The 18,336-nt window shown below is 61.1% G+C and carries 14 protein-coding genes; 10 read left to right on the top strand and 4 right to left on the bottom strand.

The window, feature by feature from the left end; genetic code table 11:
• The first annotated feature begins 109 nt into the window (after positions 1 to 109).
• Genes BLV09_RS23360 through BLV09_RS23350 form a run of 3 tightly spaced genes read left to right on the top strand, consistent with a single transcriptional unit; the run spans position 110 to position 4,223 of the window.
• Positions 110 to 1,498 carry a cytochrome c gene (locus BLV09_RS23360; protein ID WP_146689062.1) on the top strand — a complete coding sequence of 463 codons (1,389 nt, stop codon included), beginning with the start codon at positions 110 to 112 and terminating at the stop codon, positions 1,496 to 1,498.
• Positions 1,495 to 1,992 carry a (2Fe-2S)-binding protein gene (locus BLV09_RS23355; protein WP_146689061.1) on the top strand — a complete coding sequence of 166 codons (498 nt, stop codon included), beginning with the start codon at positions 1,495 to 1,497 and terminating at the stop codon, positions 1,990 to 1,992. Before BLV09_RS23360 ends, BLV09_RS23355 begins: the two co-directional genes overlap by 4 nt.
• Positions 1,989 to 4,223 carry a xanthine dehydrogenase family protein molybdopterin-binding subunit gene (locus BLV09_RS23350; protein ID WP_146689060.1) on the top strand — a complete coding sequence of 745 codons (2,235 nt, stop codon included), beginning with the start codon at positions 1,989 to 1,991 and terminating at the stop codon, positions 4,221 to 4,223. Before BLV09_RS23355 ends, BLV09_RS23350 begins: the two co-directional genes overlap by 4 nt.
• A 60-nt stretch (positions 4,224 to 4,283) precedes the next feature.
• Here BLV09_RS23350 and BLV09_RS23345 read toward each other — a convergent pair whose 3' ends face one another.
• Positions 4,284 to 5,648, bottom strand: coding sequence for a vWA domain-containing protein (locus BLV09_RS23345; RefSeq protein ID WP_146689059.1), 1,365 nt, complete (start codon positions 5,646 to 5,648; stop codon positions 4,284 to 4,286).
• Between the two features lie 6 nt (positions 5,649 to 5,654).
• On the bottom strand, positions 5,655 to 6,602 hold the full coding sequence (locus tag BLV09_RS23340; protein WP_146689058.1) for an AAA family ATPase: 948 nt from the start codon (positions 6,600 to 6,602) through the stop codon (positions 5,655 to 5,657).
• 148 nt (positions 6,603 to 6,750) lie between these two features.
• On the opposite strand from BLV09_RS23340, the gene BLV09_RS23335 reads away from it, so the two are divergent.
• On the top strand, positions 6,751 to 7,515 hold the full coding sequence (locus BLV09_RS23335) for a S1 family peptidase (RefSeq protein WP_146689057.1): 765 nt from the start codon (positions 6,751 to 6,753) through the stop codon (positions 7,513 to 7,515).
• Between the two features lie 16 nt (positions 7,516 to 7,531).
• On the opposite strand, the gene BLV09_RS23330 is transcribed toward BLV09_RS23335, so the two are convergent.
• Positions 7,532 to 8,461: a response regulator transcription factor gene (locus BLV09_RS23330; protein ID WP_146689056.1), complete on the bottom strand. Its 930-nt coding sequence runs from the start codon at positions 8,459 to 8,461 to the stop codon at positions 7,532 to 7,534.
• On the bottom strand, positions 8,451 to 11,822 hold the full coding sequence (locus tag BLV09_RS23325) for a hybrid sensor histidine kinase/response regulator (RefSeq protein WP_146689055.1): 3,372 nt from the start codon (positions 11,820 to 11,822) through the stop codon (positions 8,451 to 8,453). Before BLV09_RS23325 ends, BLV09_RS23330 begins: the two co-directional genes overlap by 11 nt.
• A gap of 162 nt (positions 11,823 to 11,984) precedes the next feature.
• Here BLV09_RS23325 and urtA point away from each other — a divergent pair, with 162 nt between their 5' ends.
• From urtA to fmdA, 6 genes are all read left to right on the top strand, one after another.
• The gene (gene urtA / locus BLV09_RS23320; protein ID WP_146689054.1) at positions 11,985 to 13,247 is read left to right on the top strand and encodes an urea ABC transporter substrate-binding protein; all 1,263 of its coding nucleotides are present in this window, start codon (positions 11,985 to 11,987) and stop codon (positions 13,245 to 13,247) included.
• A 149-nt stretch (positions 13,248 to 13,396) separates the two neighbouring features.
• Positions 13,397 to 14,323, top strand: coding sequence for an urea ABC transporter permease subunit UrtB (gene urtB, locus BLV09_RS23315; protein WP_100384645.1), 927 nt, complete (start codon positions 13,397 to 13,399; stop codon positions 14,321 to 14,323).
• Between the two features lie 18 nt (positions 14,324 to 14,341).
• The gene (urtC, locus tag BLV09_RS23310; RefSeq protein WP_167558859.1) at positions 14,342 to 15,490 is read left to right on the top strand and encodes an urea ABC transporter permease subunit UrtC; all 1,149 of its coding nucleotides are present in this window, start codon (positions 14,342 to 14,344) and stop codon (positions 15,488 to 15,490) included.
• Positions 15,491 to 15,500: 10 nt separating this feature from the next.
• Positions 15,501 to 16,256, top strand: coding sequence for an urea ABC transporter ATP-binding protein UrtD (urtD, locus tag BLV09_RS23305; RefSeq protein WP_100384644.1), 756 nt, complete (start codon positions 15,501 to 15,503; stop codon positions 16,254 to 16,256).
• A 71-nt stretch (positions 16,257 to 16,327) separates the two neighbouring features.
• Entirely contained in the window at positions 16,328 to 17,017 is a 690-nt protein-coding gene (gene urtE / locus BLV09_RS23300; RefSeq protein WP_146689053.1) for an urea ABC transporter ATP-binding subunit UrtE, read from the top strand.
• Positions 17,018 to 17,053: 36 nt separating this feature from the next.
• Complete coding sequence (fmdA, locus tag BLV09_RS23295; protein WP_100384642.1) at positions 17,054 to 18,283, top strand: formamidase; 1,230 nt, start codon at positions 17,054 to 17,056, stop codon at positions 18,281 to 18,283.
• Positions 18,284 to 18,336: the final 53 nt, after the last annotated feature.

Below are 18,336 nucleotides of genomic sequence, written 5' to 3'. Positions count from 1 at the left end.
ATCGGAAGCAAGGTCAACAGGCGGTGATCGGCGCCTTGCGGCAACGCTGATAACAAGGGATATGTGCTAAGCATAGTCCGGTCATCGACAACACAGGCAAGCGCAGGGCATGGCGGGCTCACCGCGAACGATCGCAGGAATCATCATTGGTATCCTGGTTGCCGGCGTGGCCGCGGCTTTTGCCGTGGCGTGGCGACCGGCGATCGCCGCGATCGAGCCGCCTTCGCCGCAATCGTTCGATCCGGCGCTGATCAAGCGCGGCCGCGATCTCGCGGCGATCGGCAATTGCAACGATTGTCATACGGTGCGTGGCGGTAACAGCTTTGCCGGCGGTCTTCCGGTGCCGACGCCGTTCGGCACGATCTATTCGTCGAACATCACGCCCGATCCGGAGACGGGGATCGGCCGCTGGCCGGAGGCTGCGTTCCGCCGCGCCATGCGGTCAGGCGTCAACCGCGATGGGCAGCATCTCTATCCGACCTTTCCTTACGATCATTTCACCAATGTCAGCGATGAGGATGACCAGGCGCTCTACGCGTTTCTGATGACAAGGCCGTCGGTTCACGCTGCTGCCCGCGAGAACCAGCTTTCCTTTCCGCTCGATCAGCGCTTTGTGGTCGCGGGCTGGAAATTATTGTTCCTGCGTCGCGGCAGCTATCAGCCTGACAGCACCAGGAGCGCGGAATGGAATCGCGGCGCCTATCTGGTCGACGGATTGGCGCATTGCAGCGCATGTCATACGCCGCGCAATGTATTAGGCGCGGAGCAGCCCAAGGCCCAGTTTGCCGGCGGTGATGTCGACAACTGGCAGGCTTATGCGATCAATTCGCAGTCGCCGTCACCAGTGCCGTGGAACACGGAGGCGCTGTTCAGCTATCTTCGCCAGGGCTGGCATCCCGATCACGGCGTGGCGCGGGGACCGATGGCGGAAGTGGTCAGCAATCTCTCCTCGGTCAGCGAAAGCGACGTGCACGCGATCGCGACCTATATGGCCGACGTTTTCGGCGCGCCGACGCCGGACCGCATACAGCGTGGCGAGGCCGTACTGGCGCAAGCCAAGATATCGGTCGTGCCGGCGGCAGGCGTTACCGCAACGCAGGCTTCCGCGACCAACGCAGCCGGCGCATCCATCTACGCGGCAGCCTGCGCGACATGCCATGAGACCGGCAGGGCGCTACCCTATGGCGGCGTCAACCTAGGACTGAGCACTGCGCTGAGCAGCCCGGATCCGCGCAATGCCGTCAACATCGTGCTATCGGGAGTCCGCCCGGTCGAAGGCGAGCGCAGCCCGATCATGCCGGGTTTTGCCGATAGCATGAACGACGAGCAGATCGTGGCGTTGTTGCAATTCCTGCGCGGCCGGTTCAGCAACCAACCGGCGTGGACCGGTGTTGATAAGACCGTTGAGGACGCAAGGCGTACGCAGACCGTATCTCTCCTGACATCGCCGGGGCCGTACAATGCTCCGGCCGACGCAACGCAGCGAGACAAGCCATGATGACATTGAAGGTCAATGGTAAGGATCACCAGATCGATGCCGATCCGGATACGCCGCTACTCTACGTGCTGCGCGACGATCTCAAGCTCAACGCCGCCAAATTCGGCTGCGGCCTTGGTCAATGCGGGTCGTGCACCGTGATTGTGGACGGCAAGGCGGTGTTGTCCTGCGTGACGCCGCTGCTTCTGCTCGAGGGCAAGCAGGTGACGACGCTGGAGGGCCTGGGGACGATCGAAGCGCCGGCGCCGATCCAGCGCGCCTTCATGGAAGAGCAGGCGGCGCAATGTGGCTACTGCATCGCCGGCATGATGATGCGGGCGCAGGCGTTGCTGCAAAGAAATCCCAAGCCGACCGACGCGCAGATCCGCGCGGAGATGGAGCCTAATCTGTGCCGCTGCGGAACGCATATGCGGATTCTGCGCGCCGTGCGCCGGGCCTCCAGGCTGATGGATACCGCGGATGCGTCCCAGACACTCCAAGGGAGAGCATCATGAACGCGCCCGTGATTCTCGATCGCCGCCGCGTGCTTGTGGGCGGTGGCGCGCTCATCGTCAGCTTCTCGCTCTCCAACGCCTTCGCGGAAGATCAAAGCCTGCCAGCGGCGGCAGCGGCGCCGAAGCCTCCCGGCAGTCTGAAGGAGACGCCGTTCCTGGATTCCTGGATCCGTATCGATGCCGATGGCAAGATCACGGCCTTCACCGGCAAGGCCGAACTCGGCCAGGGTTTCAAGACCGCGTTCCAGCAGATTGCAGCCGAACAGCTGGATGTTCCCTTTGCGTCGCTAACCGTCATCACGGCCGACACGGGCCGCACCGCCAACGAAGGCTATACCGCCGGCAGCCATTCGACACAGGACAGCGGCACCGCGATCCTGAATGCTGCCGCGCAGGTGCGGGCGCTGCTGGTGGCGGAGGCCGCGCGGCGCCTTGATGTGCCGGAAGAAAATCTGCGAACCGAGAATGCTGCCGTGGTCTCGCCGGATGGCCAGCGTCTGACCTATGGCGAACTGGTCTCGGGCGACATGCTGCACGTGGAGGCACAGCCAAAATCGAAGCTGAAGGATCCCGCGACCTTCAAGATCATGGGCCAGCCGGTGCCGCGCGTCGATATCCCGGCCAAGGTCACCGGCGGCGCGGCTTACGTCCAGGACATGCGCCTGCCCGGCATGGTGCACGCCCGTGTGGTGCGGCCGCCGAGCTATGGCGCGCAACTGACGGAGTGCGACCTGTCGGCGGTTGAAAAATTGCCAGGGGTCGTCAAGGTTGTTCGCGACGGCAACTTTCTGGCCGTCGTCGCCAAAAAGGAAATTCAGGCGGTCAAGGCGATGCGTGCGCTGTCGGCGGCAGCGCAGTGGAACGAGACCGCGAAGCTGCCGAAGCAGGACGATCTGCTGCATGTTCTCACCAGCCTGCCGTCGCAGGACTCGACGATCTTCCAGCAGAGCAATCCATCCGCTGTTAGCCAGAAGACCTTGGAGGCCACCTATACACGGCCCTATCAATCGCATGGCTCGATCGGACCGTCCTGCGCCGTGGCGCATTCCGTCGACGGTGTCATGACGGTCTGGACCCATACTCAAGGCGTTTATCCCGACCGCCAGGGCATTGCCGAGATGCTGCGCGTGCCGCTGCAAAGCGTTCGCCTGATCCACACCGAAGGTTCCGGATGTTACGGCCATAACGGCGCCGACGATGCCGCGGCTGATGCTGCCTTGATCGCGCGCGAACTGCCGGGCGTGCCGGTCCGCGTGCAATGGATGCGCGAGCAGGAGCATAGCTGGGAGCCGTATGGCCCGGCGATGGTGACGAAGCTCAAGGCATCGCTCGATGCCGACGGCGCGATCGCCGACTGGAATTTCGAAGTCTGGAGCAACACCCATTCGATGCGGCCCGGGGGCGCGGGATCGATGCTGGCTGCTCAGCACATGGCGCAACCCTTTGCCGTGCCGCCGCCGAAGCCGTTGCCATTGCCCGAGGGCGGCGGCGATCGCAATGCGATCCCGATCTACAAATTCCCCAACGCGCATGTCGTGCATCACTTTATCCCGGAGATGCCATTGCGGATTTCCGCGATGCGGGGGCTTGGCGCCTATCACAATGTATTTTCGATCGAGAGTTTCATGGATGAACTCGCGGTAGCGGCCGGTGCCGATCCCGTCGAATTCAGGCTGAAGCATCTGGAGGATCCGCGCGGACGCGAGGTCGTCGCCAAGGCGGCGGAAGGTTTTGGCTGGCGGAAGGAGCAGAAAGCGCCGCGCGGTCGCGGCTATGGTTTTGCCTTTGCGCGCTACAAAAATCTGGCGGCCTATTGCGCCATCGCCACCGAGATCGAAGTCAACAGCGAAACCGGCCATCCCCGTCTGGTTCGCGCGGTTGCGGCCGTCGACAGCGGCCAGATGGTCAATCCGGATGGCCTGACCAATCAGATCGAAGGCGCGATCATGCAGTCGATGAGCTGGACGCTGTATGAAAGCGTGACCTTCGACGACCGCAGGATCACCAGCATCGACTGGCAGACTTATCCGATCCTGCGGTTCAATTCGGTGCCCGACAGCATCGACGTCCACATCATCAATCGGCCTGGCCTGCCTTTCCTCGGCAGTGGCGAGACCGGGCAGGGACCGGCCGCGGCATCGATCGCCAACGCCATTGCCAACGCCACCGGCAAACGGTTGCGCAACCTGCCGCTGACGCGCAAGCGCATCAAGGATGCGATCGACGCGTAAGAAAAAATTTGTCGTCGTCCTCGCGAAAGCGGGGACGACAATCATGGGAGTCGTTCGTCCCTATTGATACGTCGCTACGATGTTCGAGACCGCGCGCTCAAGCTGCTGCGCGGTGGCGCATTGGCGCACCACGGTGCAGAGCGTCGAATAGCGCAGCATCTCGGAATCGCCAAAGCCCCAGGCCATCCGTCCCTCGGGGTTGAGCCACACAACCCGCTTTGATCTCTCCGCGATGCGGCGAAGGATATCCGCGCGCGGATCGAGGTTGTTGGATCTCGCGTCGCCGAGCACGATGACGGTGGTCTGCTGCGTCACCGCGCTCATCCACTGCTTTTCGAAGTCGGCGAACGAGTTGCCGTAATCGGACGAGCCGAAGCCGACCTTGGACATGATCTCCTGCATCGCCTCTTCCGGCGTCTTGGATTCCAGGATGTCGCTGACCTCGATCAGATGTCCGGAAAACGCAAAGGAGCGTACGTCGGATACGACTTCATGCAGGCTGTGGATCAACAGCAGGAAAAAATCGGAGACGCGCGCCACCGAGCCGCTGACGTCGCAGAGCGCAACGATCTTCGGCCGGTCACGCCGCCGCCGCTTCCAGGCGGTGAGGAAAGGGATGCCGCCCCACGCCGCATTTCGGCGAATGGTGCGGCGGACGTCGAGATGGCCGCGCCGCTGCCGTTTACGCGGCTTGCTGTAGCGCTCGCGCAGCCGGCGCGCGATCTGACGAATCAGGCGCCGCATCTGCTCGACCTGCCGGGGCTCGATGCGGGATAGCGGCGCGTTCCGCAAAATCTCGTTGCGCAGGTTTTCCGCTTCCTCGCGGCCATAGAGCAGCAACGCTTGCGAAACCGTATCGCGAACGGTCTCGCGCAACGCTTCGAGAGCCGCTGCCAGCCGCTCCGCCAACGCGGGATTGGCCGTCGACAAGTCGTCGATATCGTCGCGCAGGCGTTGAATACCCATCGCATCGAGAATGCGACCGGAGAATATCCCGCGCTGGGTGAAATACCTGATGTCGGACAAGGCAGCCGCACTCGATGCATTTGCGATCGCCGCTGCGATCTCCGAGCGATCCTGCGACAGCAACATCTGCGCGAGCGGGCCGAGGCTGTCCGTCGATTGACGGCCTGCGCCTTCGGCTGCTCCAGTCTCCGCTGGTTCGGACTGGTCTGTGCCTTCGCCATTCTCGGGTGCGGCCTGCGACGGCTCCGGATGATCGAAGAACAGATCGAAGCACTCACCAAGCGCCTTCTTTTCGTCCTGCGTCTTGGCCAGCGTCAGCAGGAGCGTGTCGCGCAGGATGCCGCGATCGTAAAATCCGACATTGGCCACGGCGCGCATCGCGTCGATGCTTTCGGCGGGCGAGACCCGGACGCCCGCTCCCCGCGCCGCGCGAAAGAACCGATGCAGGTTCTCCCTCATCCCAGTTCACCCGAAGACGTTATGATGGGAAGCCTTGGCGATAAAGGTGCTGACCTGCGGCAACGTCGCCTCGATATCGGCCTCGTATTTCAGCAGTACGTTGAGCGTATCCTTGACCATCTCGTGGCCGAGCTCTGACGCCTGAAGAAGCACAAGAACGCGCGCCCAATCGATGGTCTCGCTCACCGATGGCAGCTTCTTCAGATCAAGCGTGCGAACCTCGTGGATGAAGCCGACCATCTGCCTGCGCAGCGATTGCGAAATTCCAGGCACGCGGCTTTCGACAATGCGTTCCTCGAGCCTTTGCTCGGGAAAGCCGATGTGAAGATGAAGACAGCGCCGCTTCAGCGCGTCGCCAAGATCGCGCTCGCTGTTGGATGTCAGGATCACCGTTGGCGGCACGGCGGCGACAACGGTGCCGAGTTCGGGAATGCTGACCTGAAAATCGCTGAGAATTTCGAGCAGGAGAGATTCGAACTCGGCATCAGACTTGTCGATTTCATCGATCAGCAGCACGCAGCCGTTGGGCTGCTCCAGCGCCTGCAACAGCGGACGTGGCTCGACGAATTCCTTGGAGAAGAACACGTCGCCAAAATCGTGCAGCTGATCCAATGCCGCGTGAAGCGTTTCGGCGTCGCCGAGCACTTCGCCGAGCTTGTCCTTGAGGATCTGCGTGTACAGAAGCTGCTTGGCGTATTTCCACTCATAGAGCGCCTTGGCCTCGTCGAGCCCCTCATAGCATTGCAGGCGGATCATCTTGAGTCCGCGCCACGCCGCGATCGCCTTGGCCAGCTCGGTCTTGCCGACGCCGGCGGGGCCTTCGACCAGGATCGGCTTCTCGATCTGCTGCGCCAGATAGACCGCGGTGGCGATCTGCCGGCTTGCAATATAGCCCTGCGAGGCGAGGCCGTTTTCTACGGCTTCGATGGAGGCCGAAGGCCGATGTTCCGCCACGAATTTCAACTCCCGATGCGCTAAATATTTGAAGTGTTCTGCCTGCGTTCCGGGCAAAGAACAAGCCCGGCGCCTGCCGATTTGGAGTTCCTATGCCCGGCCGACCAGCTCTTGGCGATCGGCTTGGTTAAGGGTTATTGCTGGCGCGATGAAAACATGGATTGGAACGATGGCGGGCCTGGCGCCGCTGCTTGTCGCGCCGGCTTACGCGATCGTCGGTGGCGCGGCGCCGTCAACCGAGGGTGTCGGTCGCTCCGTCGTCACCATCGTCGGCTCGCGCGGCAATTTCTGCACCGGCACCTTGATTGCGCCTGATCTGGTGCTGTCGGTGGCGCATTGCGTACAGCCCGGCGCGATCTACAAAATCGTCGAATATGGCGCGGACCACCAGCCGCAGCTCAAGGACGTGAAAAAGGTCGCCACCCATCCCGGTTTCAATATGCAGACCATGCTGGCCCATCGTGCCACCGCCGACGTAAGCTTGCTGCAGCTCGATACCCCTAAAAAGAACCCGTCGCCGATTGGTGCGCCCACGACTCCCCTCACCGCGGGCAACCGCTTCACCATTGCCGGCGTCGGCGTGACCATTCGCGGCGACGGAAAGAGCGGAGGGACCGTTCGCACCGCTGATCTCGTTGCGACCGGTCAGCCGGGAACGTTGCAGATACGGCTCGTCGATCCGGCCGGCCAGGGGGCGCGCGCTGGCCTCGGCGCCTGCACCGGAGATTCCGGCGGTCCGGTGTTCGAGGATCAACAGAGCAAGCCGGTGCTTGTCGGCGTCGTCAGCTGGTCGACCGGGCCGAACGGCGCCGGCGGTTGCGGCGGCCTGACCGGTGTCACGCCGCTCACGCTCTATCGCGATTGGATTGTGAAGACCGCCCAGCAGTGGGGCTCGACGCTGGCGACGCCGTAGCGTCAAACAGGGCAGCTCACGAATTGCGGCGGCTGGCGTTGGTCGCGATGGCGGCGGCGGCGGTGCGATTCTCGACGCCGAGCTTGGCGTAGATCTGCTCGAGATGCTTGTCCACCGTTCTTGGGCTAAGACCGAGAATCTGGGCGATGTCCCGATTGGTTTTGCCCTTCGATAGCCATGACAGCACTTCGCCCTCGCGCGTCGTCAGTCCGAGTTCGCTGCTGAATTTTGCCGGCAAATCCGGGCTGGAATCCTTGGCCAGACGCAGCAGGAATTCGTTCGGGCCAAGCTTGCCCATGTATTGCAGCTGAAGCTGCTCGTTGCTGGGCAGCGGCGCCATGGTCTGGGATTTTGATCCAGCTTTGCCTTTTTGGGCCTGTTCAAGCCATTGCAGCATGGAATGCGGTAGCTCAAATTCATCGTCGGTCGCGGCGCCGAGATTGTCCGATAACAGTTTCTGCGCCTGCGGCGTCGCCCACATGATCTTGCCTCGCCCGTTGACCGCGAGCAGGAAGCGTCCGGACACATCGAGCGCCGCGCGGGCGCTCTGGGTCATGCGGGCGTTGGCCAAATGGACCCTGATCCGAGCCAGCATTTCCTCAATCGCGATGGGCTTGGTGACGTAATCGACGCCACCGGCTTCGAGCCCGCGCACGATGTGTTCGGTTTCCGCCAGCCCGGTCATGAAGATCACCGGCACATTGCTCAGGCCGGCGTCGCGCTTGAGACGCCGGCATGTCTCAAAGCCGTCCATGCCCGGCATGACGGCGTCGAGCAGGATGATGTCGGGCGTGATCTGATCGACGATCCGCATCGCGGCAGCGCCGTCCATGGCCACCATGACCGTCATGCCTGCGCCGTCGAGCGCGTCGGTCAGAAGCCGCAGCGTTTCCGGCGAGTCGTCGACGACGAGTGCAACATCGCGCTTTCTGGCTTCAGTGATCATAGCTATACAGCGTCTTCAGGGTTGCCATGTATTGATCGAGATCGAAGCGATCGATCAGCGCGCGCATCTGCGCGACAAAATCGCCGTGTTCGGGATGATCGGTTCCGATTTCATCGAGCTTGAGCTGGATCGCTCGGATGTAACCCATCTGTCCAAGACCGATCAGTTCCTCGACGTGCTTGGCGGGTGGACGCGAGCCCCTGTCCGGCTTCCAGTGCGGAACGTCGCTCTGGTCGGTCTCATATTGCCATTCGATCTTGAGGAGCTGGCGGATCAATTCCAGCAGCCTGGGAATATCGATCGGCTTCATCAGATAGCCGTCGTGAAATGGTTGCGCGAGCGGCGTGCCGTGGGCTTCCAGCGCGCTTGCCGAAACCATCAGGATGCGGGCCTGATGGTGACCGTTCGAACGCAGTGTCTCCGCGACGGTCCAGCCGTCCATGCCGGGCATCGAGATATCCAGCAGAAACAGATCGGGCCGGCAATGCTGCGCCAGCGCGAGACAGCCAGGTCCATCCGGCGCGCTGAGCAGGATGAAGCCGAGCGGCGTCAGCACTTCGCGCAGCAGATCCCGCTGCACCGGGTCGTCGTCAGTAACCAGAATGGTCTTGCGCGCACCGTGGTAGCCGAAGACGGTCGCATCGACCGGTGCAATCCGGGTCGGATTGGTGACTTCCGACAGCAGCATTTTCACGCGGAACGTGCTTCCCCTGCCGACAGTGCTGATCACCTGGATGTCGCCGCCCATCACGCCGGCAAGCAGGCGGCTGATCGTCAGGCCGAGGCCGGTCCCGGTTTGCGGTTGAGAGACGCCCAGCGCGCCGCGCTCGAAAGGCGCGAAAATACGCTCAAGATCGTCGGCTCGAATTCCCGGACCGGTGTCGATCACCTCGAATTCGGCGACGGGACTGCGGTAATGAACGACGAATTGCACACTGCCGGCCTGCGTGAATTTGATGGCGTTCGACAACAGGTTGATCAGGATCTGACGCAGGCGTTTTTCGTCGGCGAAGACCACGACAGGCAGGATAGCCGGGCGTTTGAAAACAAAATCGATGCCCTTGGCGGCGGCCTGCAGGCGGAACATCCCGACCAGCTGATCGAGAAAGTCGTGCAGTCGCACCTCGTCGCGCGACAGATACAACCGCCCCGCCTCGATCTTCGAAATGTCGAGTATCCCGTCGATTAACCCGGACAAATGATCGGCGCTGCGGCGTACCACGCGCACCTGGTCACGCGGCTTGGATTGCAGGCTCGAATCCTGCTCCAGCAATTGCGCATAACCGCTGATGGCGTTCAGCGGCGATCGCAGTTCATGGCTGAGTCCAACGACATACCGGCTCTTGGCGAGATTGGCGGATTCGGCGACTTCCTTGGCGCGCTGTAGTTCGGCGTCGGTGCGCTTGTGGGCGTCGATTTCCTGGATCAGGAGCGTCGTCTGACGTCGCGTTTCGGCCTCCGCCGCGCGCCGGCTTTGCTGCGCAAGCACGAACAGCCATGCAACCACGCCGATGATGATCGTCAACGCGAAGAACACCTTCCACAGCACGTCGGATAGCTGCAGATTGTCGGCATGAACCGCCGGTGAAGTCTGCAGGTAGATCAGGCCAAGCGTGAGTCCGACCAGGCCCGCGGAAACCGCGAAAACGCCGAGATAGTGTCCGAGTTGCGAGTTGATCAGTGCATAGATCGGCTTTGGAAGGCGGTCGCCGAGGGTTTCGGAAACCTGCGCCTGGATTCGTGCATGCGGCTTGCAAAGGTCGTGGCAGCGCGCATCGAGCGAACAGCACAGCGAGCAGATCGGTCCGGCATAGGCAGGACACGACGCCATGTCCTCGGGCTCGAACGAATGTTCACAGATGCAGCACTGGATCGCTTCCAGATTCTGCCAGCTCCGCTTCGGCTTGCGCGCGATGTAATATTTGCCGCCGGTGGCATAGGCGATCAGTGGAGCGGAGACGAACGCCGCGATGAGCGCGACGAACGGTGAAAGCGCCTTCGCCGTCGGCCCGAACAGGCCGTAGAACGCGCTGATGGAAACGACGGTGGCAATCGTCATCGCGCCGACGCCGACCGGATTGATGTCGTAGAGATGCGCGCGCTTGAATTCCATGTGCTGCGGGCGCAAGCGGAGCGGTTTGTTGATGACGAGATCGGCGACCAGCGCGCCGACCCAGGCGATGGCGACATTGGAATAAAGCGCGAGCGTCTGCTCGAGCGCCTTGTAGACGCCGATCTCCATCAGCAGCAGTGCGACGAGCACGTTGAAAACCAGCCAGACCACGCGGCCGGGATGGCTGTGGGTCAGCCGGGAAAAGAAATTCGACCAGGCGATCGAACCGGCATAGGCATTGGTGACGTTGATCTTCAACTGCGACAGGATCACGAAGCTGCCGGTCAACGCGAGGGCGAGATCCGGTTGCGACAACACATAACGAAATGCTTCGAGATACATATGCGCCGGCTCGGCGGCATGCTCGGCGGAGACGCCGTGGCTCAGTGCAAAGAACGCCAGGAACGAGCCGGCGAGCAGCTTGAGCGCGCCGAGAATGATCCAGCCGGGCCCTGCGCTGAGAAGCGCAATCCACCACGCCGTTCTCGAGGTTCGCCGGTCGCGCGGAAGAAAGCGCAGGAAGTCGACTTGCTCGCCAATCTGCGCCACCAGCGAGAACACGACCGAGGCGGCGGTGCCGAACAGCAGGAGATCGAGATGGCCGTTGGGATCGCCGTGCTCGCCAGGAAATTTCACCCATTCCGCAAAGGAGTGCGGATTGGCGTAAGCGATCGCTGCAAAGGGCAGGATGTGAAGAATGATCCACAGCGGCTGCGTCCACAGCTGAAACCGGCTGATCAGCGTGATGCCGTAGGTGACCAGGGGAATAATGATGACGGCGCTGACGAGGTAGCCGATCGGGCGCGGGATTCCGAAGCAGATCTCCAGCGCGGTGGCGAGGATTACCGCCTCGATGGCGAAGAAGATGAAGGTGAAGGAGGCATAGATCAGCGAGGTGACGGTCGAGCCGATGTAGCCGAAGCCCGCGCCGCGCGTGAGCAGATCGATGTCGATGCCGTATTTAGCAGCATGATAGGCGATGGGCAGGCCGCAGCAGAATATGATGACGCTGACGACGAGGATGGCGGCGGTGGAGTTGGTTACGCCGTAATTAAGTGTGATCGTACCGCCGATCGCCTCCAGCGCCAGGAACGAGATCGCACCGAGCGCAGTGTTGGCAACGCGAGCGGCGGACCAGCGCCGCGCGCTCTTGGCGGTGAAGCGCAGCGCGTAATCTTCCAGCGTCTGGTTGGCAACCCATTGATTATACTGGCGCCTGACGCGGTCTATCCGCTGCCGCCCTGCCACTAGGTACTCCTCATTGCGAGCGAATTACCTGCAATCCCCATTCCAAAATCTACGTCGCTATTTTGCGGTGCAATATACGCGATCTTGCGTATCCGTGCACTGCACAATCCGAGCAATCCTTGCCTGACCAATAGCGTGTCCTCGAACAGGAATGGGGTGCTCATGTCAGACGAAATTAAACCGGGCCTGAAGTCGCCGCTTCGGCGCAAACTGCTGATGGGAATGGCGGCACTACCAGCCATATCGATGCTTCCGCGTCCTTCCTTCGCGGACGTTCCCGCGACATCCGCCGTCAATACCACCGGTCTTGCAGTGACTGATACCGAAGTCACGGTCGGCATCCTACACTCCGTCACCGGCACCATGGCGATCAGCGAAACCGGTTCGGTGGAAGCCGAAAAACTCGCGATCTCGCAGATCAACGAGGCCGGCGGGGTGCTCGGCCGCAAGATCAAATTCGTCCAGGAAGACGGCGCCAGCGACTGGCCGACCTTCGCCGAGAAGGCGAAGAAGCTTCTGGTCAACGACAAATGCGCTGCCGTCATGGGCTGCTGGACCTCGGCGTCGCGCAAGGCGGTGCTGCCGGTGTTCGAGCAGTACAATGGCATGCTTTACTATCCGACCTTCTATGAGGGTCTCGAGCAATCCAAGAACGTGATCTATACCGGGCAGGAAGCCACCCAGCAGATCCTCGCCGGCCTCGACTGGGTCAACAAGACCAAGGGCTCCAAGACCTTCTATCTGCTGGGCTCGGACTACATCTGGCCGCGCACCTCCAACAAGATCGCGCGCAAGCATATCGAAGGCCATTTGCAGGGCTGCAAGGTGGTCGGTGAGGAGTACTTCCCGCTCGGCAACACCCAGTTCAACTCGGTCATTAACAAGATCAAGCTGACCAAGCCCGACGTGATCTACGCCATCATCGTCGGCGGATCAAACGTCGCATTCTACAAACAGTTGAAAGCCGCCGGCATCGACCTGTCGAAGCAGACGCTTTTGACCATCTCGGTGACCGAAGACGAAATCGACGGCATCGGCGGTGAGAATATCGCGGGCGCCTATGCCTGCATGAAATACTTCCAGTCGCTCGACAATCCGAACAACAAGGTCTTCGTGCCGGCATTCAAGAAGATGTGGGGCGAGAAAACCGTGATCGGCGACGTGACGCAGGCGGCCTATCTCGGCCCGTGGTTATGGAAGTTAACCGCGGAGAAGGCCGGAAGCTTCGACATCGACAAGATCGCGGCGGCTTCGCCGGGTGTCGAGTTCAAGGGTGCGCCGGAAGGTTACGTCCGCATCCATGAAAACCACCACCTGTGGTCGAAGACGCGCGTCGGCCGGGCCAAGGCCGATGGCCAGTACGAGCTGATCTATGAAACCGCCGATCTGGTCGAGCCGAACCCGTTCCCCAAGGGATATCAGTAAGGGTCATCGGTGAGATCGATCCTAACCTGACGCGTTCATCCGTCGCTTCTGGCGTGGACCGCTGGCCCACGCCTTCAATCCCGGCGTCGCGAATCCGTTCGCGGCGCGGGCCTGACTGACCACGCCTGCCTGACCACGGAGGACAGATCATGTTTGGTGATTATTCAATCGGCGATCTCGGCGCGATTTTCGCGATGCAGGGTTTCGCAGGGCTGATCCTGTTTTCCGTCTACGTGCTGATGGCGCTGGGGCTTGCCGTCATCTTCGGCCAGATGGGCGTCATCAACATGGCGCACGGCGAATTCATGATCCTGGGCGCCTACGTTACCTGGATGACATCGAACGCCTTTCAGCAATATCTGCCCTCGCTGTTCAGCGGCTACTTCTTCGTCGCCATGGTACTGGCTTTCATCGCATCGGGCTTGCTTGGCATGCTGGTCGAATGGGCGCTGATACGGCATCTCTACAAGCGCCCGCTCGATACGCTGCTCGCGACCTGGGGCTTGAGCCTCATCCTGCAGCAGGCCTATCGCTCCATCTTCGGCGCACGTGAGGTCGGCGTCGAACTGCCGGAATGGATGATGGGGTCGTGGCAAGTCACCGACGCCATCCAGATCCCGATCAACGGCATGTTCGTGATGGTCTTGACCATATTGATCACGCTGGCCGTCTCCTATGTTCTGTTCTGGTCGCGTTGGGGCAAACAGGTTCGCGCGGTTGTGCAGAACCGCGTGATGGCCGGAGCCGTCGGCATCAATACCGAGAAGGTTGACCGCTACACCTTCGGTCTCGGCTGCGGCATTGCGGGAATAGCCGGCAGCGCCTTCACCATGATCGGATCGACCAGTCCGACCGCAGGCCAGCTCTACATCGTCGATACCTTCCTTGTCGTCGTGTTCGGCGGCGCGGCCAGCCTGTTCGGCACCATCGCATCGGCTTTCACGATCTCCCAGACTCAATCGACCCTGGAATTCTTCCTGTCGGGGTCGATGGCTAAGGTCATCACGCTCCTGACCATCGTCGCGATCCTGATGATGCGGCCGCAAGGGCTCTTCGCGCTCAAGGTTCGCAAATAAGAACAAGAAAGCACGGTCATGATTGTCAACTCGCGCTTCTTCAATCGCTCCGAACTTATCGGCTTTGTGACGCTCGCTCTTCTGCTGTTCGTTATCCTGCCGCTGACGCTTGACATCTTTCGCCTCAACCTTGTTGCGAAATACCTGACTTACGCCTTTGTCGCGATCGGACTTGTGTTGTGCTGGGGATATGGCGGCATTCTCAGCCTCGGGCAGGGCGTGTTCTTCGGCCTCGGCGGCTATTGCATGGCGATGTACCTCAAGCTCGAGGCCTCCAGCGTCGCCAACACCAAGATCCAGTCGACCCCGGGCATCCCTGATTTCATGGACTGGAATCAGATCACCCAACTTCCCCTGTTCTGGAAACCATTTCACAGTTTTACTTTCACGGTGCTGGCGATCCTGCTGGTGCCCGCCATCTTCTCCCTGATCATTGGTGCTGCGATGTTCAAGCGCCGGGTCGGCGGCGTGTATTTCGCGATCATCACGCAGGCGATTGCGGCCATTCTCACCATCCTGATCGTCGGCCAGCAGGGTTACACCGGCGGCATCAACGGCATCACCGACCTGCGAACGCTGCATGGCTGGGACATTCGTACCGATCACGCCAAGCTGATCCTGTATTTCATCGAGGTGGTGTGCCTGTTCGGCTGCATCATGGCAGCGCAGTTCATCCGCCTGACCAAGCTCGGCCGCATCCTGGTGGCGATGCGCGAAAAGGAGGATCGCGTCCGCTTCTCCGGTTATAGCGTCGCGAATTTCAAGATTTTCGCGTTTTGCGCGGCCGCGATCTTCGCCTCGATCGGCGGCGCCATGTTCACGCTGAACGTCGGTTTCATGTCGCCGTCCTTTGTCGGGATCGTGCCGTCGATCGAAATGGTGATCTACACCGCCGTCGGCGGCCGGATGTCGATCTTCGGCGCGGTCTACGGCACGTTGCTGGTGAACTTCGCCAAGACGAGTCTGTCGGAATCGTTCCCGCAACTCTGGCTATTCGGGCTTGGCGCACTGTTCATCGCCGTCGTGCTGGCCTTCCCCAACGGTCTGTCGGGCATCTGGCAGGACTATGTTCAGCCGCACATCGATCGCCTGATCTCGTCGCGTAAACCGAAATCCGGTGACGGCTGGGACGACAAGTCCGTAGCCGACGGCGCGCCGGCGGAGTGAGGAGGCATTCATGCTCGTAGGACATCAGCCCAAGGAATTCCTGCTCGCGGTCGAGTCGCTGACCGTTTCCTTCGACGGCTTCAAGGCAGTCAATGATCTGTCCTTCTATGTCGAGGAGAACGAGATCCGAGTCATCATCGGGCCCAACGGCGCCGGCAAGACCACGGTGCTCGATCTGATTTGCGGAAAGACCAAGGCGACATCCGGCTCGATTCAGTTCCGTGGCCAGGAGCTGACCAGGATGAAGGAGAACCAGATCGTTCAGACGGGCGTCGGGCGAAAATTCCAGACACCGTCGGTCTATGACGATCTCACGGTGTTCGAAAACCTGGAAATCTCCTATCCGCGCGGCCGCACGGTGTTCGGCGCGCTGACGTTCAAGCGCGATGCCGCGGTGCGCGACCGCGTCGAGGAAGTCGCGGAGATGATTTTCCTGAAGGACAAGCTGAACATGTATGCGGACCTGCTCAGCCACGGCCAGAAGCAGTGGCTCGAGATCGGAATGCTGCTGATCCAGGACCCGGACCTGTTGATGTTGGACGAGCCGGTTGCCGGCATGAGCGTCAGCGAACGCGTCAAGACGGCGGAATTGCTCAATCGCATCATCAAGGATCGTTCGGTGCTGGTGATCGAGCACGACATGAAATTTGTCGAGGACATCGCCCACAAGGTGACGGTTCTGCACCAGGGGCAGATCCTGTCGGAGGGCACGATGGAGCACGTCAAGAACGACCCCAAAGTCATCGAGGTCTATCTCGGGCACTAGAGCATGGACTGGGAAAGGGGAGTCCGGCTTTCGGACAAGATGATGCCCCACGAAAGACAAGGAGCGCTTTGATGCTGGCTATCTCGGATCTTCACGTCGCCTACGGCCAGAGCGAGGTGCTGCACGGCCTCAATGTCTCGGTGGCGGCGAACGAGATCGTTGCGATCATGGGACGCAACGGCATGGGCAAGACCACGCTGATGAAATCGCTGATGGGCATCATGCCGACCAAGAGTGGTTCGGTGACCATGGAAGGCACCGAGCTCAGCAGCTTGAAGAGCTATGAGCGCGTCGCCAAAGGCCTTGCTTATGTGCCGCAGGGCCGAATGATCTTTTCGACCATGACGGTGCAGGAGAATATCGAGACCGGCCTCGTCGCGTCAGGCGAATCCGAAGTGCCGGGCGATATTTACGAGCTGTTTCCGGTGCTCCTGGAAATGAAGGGCCGTCGCGGCGGCAACCTGTCCGGCGGCCAGCAGCAGCAATTGGCGATCGCGCGTGCGCTTGCCACCAAGCCCAAGGTGCTTTTGCTGGATGAGCCGACCGAGGGCATCCAGCCGTCGATCATCCGGGAGATGGCACGCACGCTGAAACGTATTCGCGACGAACGCGGATTGTCGATCGTGGTCTCCGAGCAGGTTCTGAGCTTTGCGCTCGATATCGCAGACCGGGTTCTCGTCATCGAGAACGGCGAGATCGTTCGCGACGATACGCGCGACAACGTCGATGCGGCGCAGATCTCGAAGTACTTGTCGGTCTAAATCGTACCTTAACTCGTAAAACAGGGGAGCTTTTTGATGCCAGATACACTGATCAAGGTCGATCTCACGCAGTCGGCCTACGAAAACGACATGATCCACAACCGCTGGCATCCTGACGTTCCGATGGTGGCCTGGGTCAATCCGGGCGATGATTTCATCGTCGAGACCTATGACTGGACCGGCGGCTTCATCAAGAACAACGATTCTGCCGATGACGTCCGCGACATCGATCTGTCGATCGTGCATTTCCTGTCCGGCCCGATCGGCGTCAAGGGCGCGGAGCCCGGCGATCTCCTGGTGGTCGACCTGCTTGACGTCGGCCCGAAGAAGGAGAGCCTGTGGGGCTTCAATGGCTTCTTCTCCAAGCAAAATGGCGGCGGGTTTCTGACCGAACATTTCCCGCTGGCGCAGAAGTCGATCTGGGATATCAAGGGCCTGTTCACCTCGTCGCGTCATGTGCCCGGCGTCAATTTTGCTGGTCTGGTCCATCCGGGACTGATCGGCTGCTTGCCCGATCCGAAGCTGCTGTCGACCTGGAACGAGCGGGAAAGTGCGCTGATTGCGACCAACCCAACGCGCGTGCCGGGGCTGGCCAATCCCCCTTTCGCTCCGACCGCTCACGCCGGTCGTGCCAAAGGGGATATCAAGGCCAAGATCGGCGCTGAGGGCGCTCGGACGGTGCCTCCGCGCGAGCACGGCGGCAATTGCGATATCAAGGATCTGTCGCGCGGCTCGAAGATTTATTTCCCCGTTTACGTGCCCGGCGGTGGCCTCTCGATGGGCGACCTGCATTTCAGCCAGGGCGACGGCGAGATCACCTTCTGCGGCGCGATCGAGATGGCCGGCTGGCTGCACATCAAGGTCGACGTGATCAAGGATGGCGTCTCGAAATACGGGATCAAGAATCCCATCTTCAAGCCGTCGCCGATCACGCCGAACTACAAGGACTATTTGATCTTCGAGGGCATCTCGGTCGATGAGAGCGGCAAGCAGCACTATCTCGACGTTCACATCGCCTATCGACAGGCCTGCCTGAACGCGATCGAATATCTCAAGAAGTTCGGCTATTCCGGCGCACAGGCCTATACGATTCTGGGCGTAGCTCCGGTGCAAGGGCATATCAGCGGCGTTGTCGACGTTCCGAATGCCTGCGCCACGCTGTATTTGCCCACCGAAATCTTCGATTTCGATATCATGCCGTCGTCGGCTGGGCCGATCAAGCATATCAAGGGCGGTGTCGACGTGGCGCTCTCGCCAGACAAATGATCCCTGCGCGACGGGATGCGGGATGGTGCGTATTGGCCGTCCCGCATCCGCCG

It is taken from the genome of Bradyrhizobium canariense (assembly GCF_900105125.1).
Classification (GTDB): domain Bacteria; phylum Pseudomonadota; class Alphaproteobacteria; order Rhizobiales; family Xanthobacteraceae; genus Bradyrhizobium; species Bradyrhizobium canariense_A.
Note: the sequence above shows the minus strand (reverse complement) of the source record. Positions and strands in the feature narration are given on the sequence as shown.

Coding starts and splice junctions, on each gene's coding strand:
- urtB (WP_100384645.1), top strand. CDS start 13,397: ATGTTTGGTGATTATTCAATCGGCGATCTCGGCGCGATTTTCGCGATG.
- fmdA (WP_100384642.1), top strand. CDS start 17,054: ATGCCAGATACACTGATCAAGGTCGATCTCACGCAGTCGGCCTACGAA.
- urtA (WP_146689054.1), top strand. CDS start 11,985: ATGTCAGACGAAATTAAACCGGGCCTGAAGTCGCCGCTTCGGCGCAAA.
- BLV09_RS23345 (WP_146689059.1), bottom strand. CDS start 5,648: ATGAGGGAGAACCTGCATCGGTTCTTTCGCGCGGCGCGGGGAGCGGGC.
- BLV09_RS23355 (WP_146689061.1), top strand. CDS start 1,495: ATGATGACATTGAAGGTCAATGGTAAGGATCACCAGATCGATGCCGAT.
- urtD (WP_100384644.1), top strand. CDS start 15,501: ATGCTCGTAGGACATCAGCCCAAGGAATTCCTGCTCGCGGTCGAGTCG.
- BLV09_RS23350 (WP_146689060.1), top strand. CDS start 1,989: ATGAACGCGCCCGTGATTCTCGATCGCCGCCGCGTGCTTGTGGGCGGT.
- BLV09_RS23360 (WP_146689062.1), top strand. CDS start 110: ATGGCGGGCTCACCGCGAACGATCGCAGGAATCATCATTGGTATCCTG.
- urtC (WP_167558859.1), top strand. CDS start 14,342: ATGATTGTCAACTCGCGCTTCTTCAATCGCTCCGAACTTATCGGCTTT.
- urtE (WP_146689053.1), top strand. CDS start 16,328: ATGCTGGCTATCTCGGATCTTCACGTCGCCTACGGCCAGAGCGAGGTG.
- BLV09_RS23330 (WP_146689056.1), bottom strand. CDS start 8,461: ATGATCACTGAAGCCAGAAAGCGCGATGTTGCACTCGTCGTCGACGAC.
- BLV09_RS23335 (WP_146689057.1), top strand. CDS start 6,751: ATGAAAACATGGATTGGAACGATGGCGGGCCTGGCGCCGCTGCTTGTC.